This window comes from Aeromonas finlandensis (genome assembly GCF_000764645.1).
GTDB lineage: Bacteria > Pseudomonadota > Gammaproteobacteria > Enterobacterales > Aeromonadaceae > Aeromonas > Aeromonas finlandensis.
In genome coordinates this window covers 1-4,713 of the sequence record NZ_JRGK01000097.1, presented here as the reverse complement: position 1 = coordinate 4,713, position 4,713 = coordinate 1, and the positions used below count along the sequence as shown (strand labels likewise).

Here is a 4,713-nt window from a genome sequence, read left to right as displayed (position 1 = left end):
GTCGAGGAGCATACCAATCGACACTCATAAAGTTGAGCGATTTCTCGGCTAACTTTGTGATATCAGGCTTGTTTTTGACATAAATCAGTCATTAATCAATAACCTGTAAGTTATCAATTACGGATGTGGTAAAAGCCTAGGTCTTCAACAGTGAGCCGCGGGGAGGGGGATTGAAGCGTTTGATGATGATGGTATTGCTGAGTGTCTGTTTCTCGGCCAGCGCCAAGGATGGAGCCGCAAAGGCGACTATCTCAGATGAGCAGGTGAAGCAGCAGATCATCCAGGAGTCCATCGATAGCTATCCCGGCAACTGCCCATGCCCCTACAACCATGCAAGGAACGGGAGCCGCTGCGGCAAGCGCAGTGCGTGGAGTCGGGCCGGTGGCTATGCGCCGATCTGTTACAAGGAAGAGATAACGGACGAGATGGTTAGTGAGTGGCGGGGTAGGGCGGGCAGAGGGTTACAGTGAATGTGCTTCTTATCTCACACAAGTGTCTTTGCGGTATACGTGGCGTTGTTTCCCAAATCGATGCAGTTTGAATGGAACTAACTGAGGGCTCGGTGATCTGATCACTACCATTTCCTCCAAGTCTGCATCATGGGCGCCTCGCTTCACCCCATCACCAACTGGTCTCAATACAACAAGTCGCTGATTTTAGGGGGGGCATGTCTTAGAGCGCAACCAGCTTGTTAGGCTTTAAAACTGCCGACATTCACTTGGGTAGATATTGACTTAGGAGACCCCTTTTCGGGGCCCCGTATTATCAGAAATGATAAACTAAGCCAGTATTGAGGCTGGTGATATAGGCATCATAGAAATTGATATCAGAGTTACTTTTGCTATAAGAGACACTGATTAATCCATTTAGCCCCTTTACGTTAAATAAGCGGTGCCAGAAGAAGTTTGTGTTAATCCCAAACTCGTCAGAGTCGGCCTTGTCACCAAAAATAGGGTTGACCTCATCATATCTCATTTGGCCGAGATAAATATTGCTGATCAATGACCACTGACTGTTGTTGTACCCGTAGGACAGCTGGATTTGGGTTTTGTCATAGTTCATGGCATTGCCATCGAAGCTGCTCTTTCCGTATGTGAACTCTGGGTGTAGTGCATGACCGGGGCTTAAGATCCAGTCATAGGACAGGGCCACTTCATTGGTGTAGCCATTGCGATTCAACATACTGCGCTGTGCGTTACTGAGGGCCAGGCTCTCGCCACTACGCTCTTCAGAAATCTTGAACTTGCGCATGGTATATGTGGTGTTGAAATGGGTACCCCAAATCTGATCCCACGCTAAACGAGCACCACCTGACTTCATGTTTGTGTCTTGGCGATTGTCTGCAGAATCATACGGGTCAGACCAAGTTTCTGTTGGAAGCAGCGGGAAAACGTAGCCCACAGCCAAAATCCCTTTATCCCCCATCTGCTGACGCACCCCTAATTGCTGGGTGAAGTCAAAACGCACCGCATCCTGGATCAAGTTACCGAGGAACAGCTGAGTTCGGGTCTCTGCAAATGTATAACGCAGATCTGCTCCCAAAATGGGCGTCACTGAAGAGTAGCTTTCTGGTGAGTTAAACAGGCCATGATGGCTTTCATTGTCACCATTATAACCTTTGTACATATTCGATTTGTACTCGAGTATGCCGACACCACCCATGATGAAACCAGAGAAACCAGATTGAGTCGGGATCTTGATTATCTCAGCATCCACAGATGTTGTTGTAAGCAGTGCTACCGCAAAAAATGATAATTTTTTCATTAACTTAAATGCCTAAAAATTATTGTTTGAATTTTCCCGCTATCTGCTTGAACAAGCAGCACTCATGCCTAGGCGTAGCTATCTATCTCTCTAAGGGGAAAGATTGCGACTAGGTTGCTGTGTTCTCATGCTTGACGATGTCATCATCTACATGCTCTGAATGAGGCATTGGTAGCGGCCGCAGATGATACCGACTTGCTCTGAAAGGTGTAAGCTATTTATAGCTTTATTACTAAGGATTGACCCCTTATTGATGTCGAGGTGGTCACGAGTTGCGCAGATGAATGGTGTTGGAGGGCAAGGATGTCAACAGAAGAACTCTTTGAAGAGGCCGCCGCCTGGGCTCTACAGCAGGGACGGTTCATCACCAGCCTTCAGCTGTGTGACCAGTTCAATCTATCCCTCTCTGCGGCTGGGTGCTTGCTGCGCAAGTTGATCACTCATCCTCGGATCACTGCCGAGTTCAAGCGGGAGAGGTGTATCATCAGTGATGGGCAAGCCAAGATGATGGTGATGGTGCGAGTTGTCAAAGTGGCCAGGGTGCCTCTGGGGCCACCGAAACCTGCCAAGCTCCCCAAACCATCCAAACCCAAAGTCGTGGTGCTTCCTCAGCGTAAAGATGAAGTTGTAGTTGAAAAGCTGAGGGGGCTGGTCGCAATCATGCCCCCGCGAGTGGGGAGGTAGACAGCCCAGGTGCAGGGGCTCGGCGCTAAAGGGCTGCGTATCCCACCGCTTAATAGACCGATACACTTATTCTCATATTAATACTGATTGACACGATTATAACGGTGTGAATATTTCTTGATCTAAATCAATCTTTATTTGTGGATAAGACTAAAATTGTCAGCAATAGACTAAATCGATAATCGCAATAGATAATTAAACAACCTAATTCCATTGATTGTGATATATCATGTGGAAAATTTGGGGGTGCCTATGATTATCTATGGAAAATACGGTGGAGCAGCCCTTAGGGCCGTACATTTGATGGTGCAGAATAACTATGATCATATCACTGCCTGGGATATGGCAATAATTGAAGCATTCGGAGAGGACTTAGGCGAAAAAAAACAGTATAAGAACAACCCGAAGGTAACGTTCCTGACCCTCTGCAGCTTGGGTCGCATCAGTTGCATTATGCCAATCCACTATGACGCAGCCATCAAAACTAAGAAGTATGTCGCGACAGCGCTCGACATCCTTTCCTCTAAAGATAAATCTACACCGATTAATCCTGATGAATTATGGCAAGAAGTTATTGCAGCTTGTGATGCAGCAGCATCATTGAAGCATAACAATCAGATGGATGTGATTTTGACGCTATGGTATGCAAATGTGTTGAATACCAATTGGTCTAGTGATGAGCTAGATCTGCGTGCGGAATTTATATGAATATCGGAGTTAAAAAAGCCAAGGTGAAAATTACCTTGGCTTTTCACATTATTTGATTTTAGTTAATGAACCACTATCAGAATGTGCAAATGGCTTGCCATAGACCTGCAAGCTAGTGGTTTGGTTGTACTTGAGTTTGTCTTTTTCTGAGAAGTCGAGCGTTAATGTAAAGTCTGTCGTTGTGTCATTGGCTGTCATATAGGTGCTCTCAGCAATGCCACGTTTACCTGTTTTGAAGTCAATCTTGTTGCCAGCTTTGCCTTCGGTCACAACACAAACTGCACGAGGGATGCAGTATGAGTTATAGACAACTTGATTTTTCTTGTCATAGATAAGGTAGCCACGTTGATCGTGGAATTTTCCATTATCTCTTTTTCTGAATACCTCCTGCTTGTAGTACATCGCTACAAGGTACTGCTCACTGGCATTCTTCGCATCTGCAGCAGGTTCGAAGGTAATCGTTTCATAGAATGGCTCTACAGCAGGGCCACCTTTGCCTACCTTGCTTCCTTCCTGCCCTGGCGCAACATCTACACCACCTGTATCAGTGCTTTTCCATGTTCCGGCCAACTGGGCCAGGGGGCCAAAATCCAAGCCGTTTATTATGGTGTCTGAATCTGCGTGTGCCAGTGTCGAACTGGCAAGTAAAATAGCGGGAATTACAAGCTTATTCATAAAAGACTCCAATATAAGTTTTTTTATTTTCTCTGCAAGCGAACTGATCTTAAAAATTGGTGGAGATGATGGTCAATCATATTTTATGGTGTACGCCTATTTTTGTGAGGGGAGATTCGTTTTTTGCTCTTAATAAAAACAGACTTTGATTTGAAACATGTTGTAGTTACAGTCTAAAAAATTAGATGCGAATCTAGATCAATTTTTATTTTGACTGCAGAGGGACCGAAATTTTATTTAATATGTTTTGGGGAACGTACATTTGGATACAAACCGTCACCAACTACTCACAGATGTCAGGCCACCACAGTCGTAGGATGAAGTCATGGAGAGCGACTCCATTAACTCAAATAAGGAAATTGACCATGAAAAAAATCATTCCCCTGGCTGTAGCTGCAGTTTTCGCCCTGACCTCTGGTTTCACCATGGCGGCTACCCCGACCAAGGCGGCTGCACCGCAAGCTACTCAAACTAAAGTAGTGAAAAAGCAGCATCATAAAACCAAGCACCATGCCAAAGCTCCGGCGGTAAAAGCTGCACCGGCAACCAAATAACATCAAGCTCCTTCAGGGTCACCAAGACAGCAAGCAAGCGCGATGAGAAAGTTTGGTGGTAGTGAAGTTAGCGGGGAGTAATAAAAGGGAGGCTGATGCCTCCCTTTCGTTTATTAAAGTACTGGATTGCTCCTGAGATAGTTATTGCTTGGTTCTACATTGACTGAATAGGTCTCGCTCGTCATTGTATACCGTTGTGTTGACATCCCAGATCCCCAGAACGGATGAGAACAAGTTATCATGTGAGTAACGGATGTTGGCTGCATTTTTCTGCAAACAGCTCATATCTAGTCCTTTCTCTTGGATGAAACCAGAGGACATCCAGAGC

Annotated in this window: 6 protein-coding genes; 4 read left to right on the top strand and 2 right to left on the bottom strand. The window is 45.6% G+C overall.

Annotation, left to right across the window (positions count from 1 at the left end; all coding sequences use genetic code 11):
* The first annotated feature begins 170 nt into the window (after positions 1-170).
* A complete protein-coding gene (locus LD28_RS0110120) occupies positions 171-470 on the top strand; it encodes a hypothetical protein (protein WP_156120176.1) in 300 nt (99 codons plus the stop codon).
* A 295-nt stretch (positions 471-765) separates the two neighbouring features.
* On the opposite strand, the gene LD28_RS0110115 is transcribed toward LD28_RS0110120, so the two are convergent.
* A complete protein-coding gene (locus LD28_RS0110115; RefSeq protein ID WP_033136845.1) occupies positions 766-1,764 on the bottom strand; it encodes a DUF2860 family protein in 999 nt (332 codons plus the stop codon).
* Between the two features lie 303 nt (positions 1,765-2,067).
* Between LD28_RS0110115 and LD28_RS0110110 the strand changes: the two genes are divergently transcribed.
* On the top strand, positions 2,068-2,448 hold the full coding sequence (locus LD28_RS0110110) for a hypothetical protein (RefSeq protein ID WP_033136844.1): 381 nt from the start codon (positions 2,068-2,070) through the stop codon (positions 2,446-2,448).
* Between the two features lie 252 nt (positions 2,449-2,700).
* Positions 2,701-3,156, top strand: coding sequence for a DUF6979 family protein (locus LD28_RS0110105; RefSeq protein WP_033136843.1), 456 nt, complete (start codon positions 2,701-2,703; stop codon positions 3,154-3,156).
* Between the two features lie 48 nt (positions 3,157-3,204).
* Here LD28_RS0110105 and LD28_RS0110100 read toward each other — a convergent pair whose 3' ends face one another.
* Positions 3,205-3,831, bottom strand: coding sequence for a heme-binding beta-barrel domain-containing protein (locus LD28_RS0110100; protein WP_033136842.1), 627 nt, complete (start codon positions 3,829-3,831; stop codon positions 3,205-3,207).
* A gap of 365 nt (positions 3,832-4,196) precedes the next feature.
* Here LD28_RS0110100 and LD28_RS0110095 point away from each other — a divergent pair, with 365 nt between their 5' ends.
* Positions 4,197-4,385, top strand: coding sequence for a hypothetical protein (locus tag LD28_RS0110095; RefSeq protein ID WP_033136841.1), 189 nt, complete (start codon positions 4,197-4,199; stop codon positions 4,383-4,385).
* The last annotated feature ends 328 nt before the right edge of the window (positions 4,386-4,713 follow it).

Excerpts from the sequence above, each read along its gene's own strand:
- LD28_RS0110105 (WP_033136843.1), top strand. The coding sequence starts at position 2,701 with ATGATTATCTATGGAAAATACGGTGGAGCAGCCCTTAGGGCCGTACAT.
- LD28_RS0110095 (WP_033136841.1), top strand. The coding sequence starts at position 4,197 with ATGAAAAAAATCATTCCCCTGGCTGTAGCTGCAGTTTTCGCCCTGACC.
- LD28_RS0110110 (WP_033136844.1), top strand. The coding sequence starts at position 2,068 with ATGTCAACAGAAGAACTCTTTGAAGAGGCCGCCGCCTGGGCTCTACAG.
- LD28_RS0110115 (WP_033136845.1), bottom strand. The coding sequence starts at position 1,764 with ATGAAAAAATTATCATTTTTTGCGGTAGCACTGCTTACAACAACATCT.
- LD28_RS0110100 (WP_033136842.1), bottom strand. The coding sequence starts at position 3,831 with ATGAATAAGCTTGTAATTCCCGCTATTTTACTTGCCAGTTCGACACTG.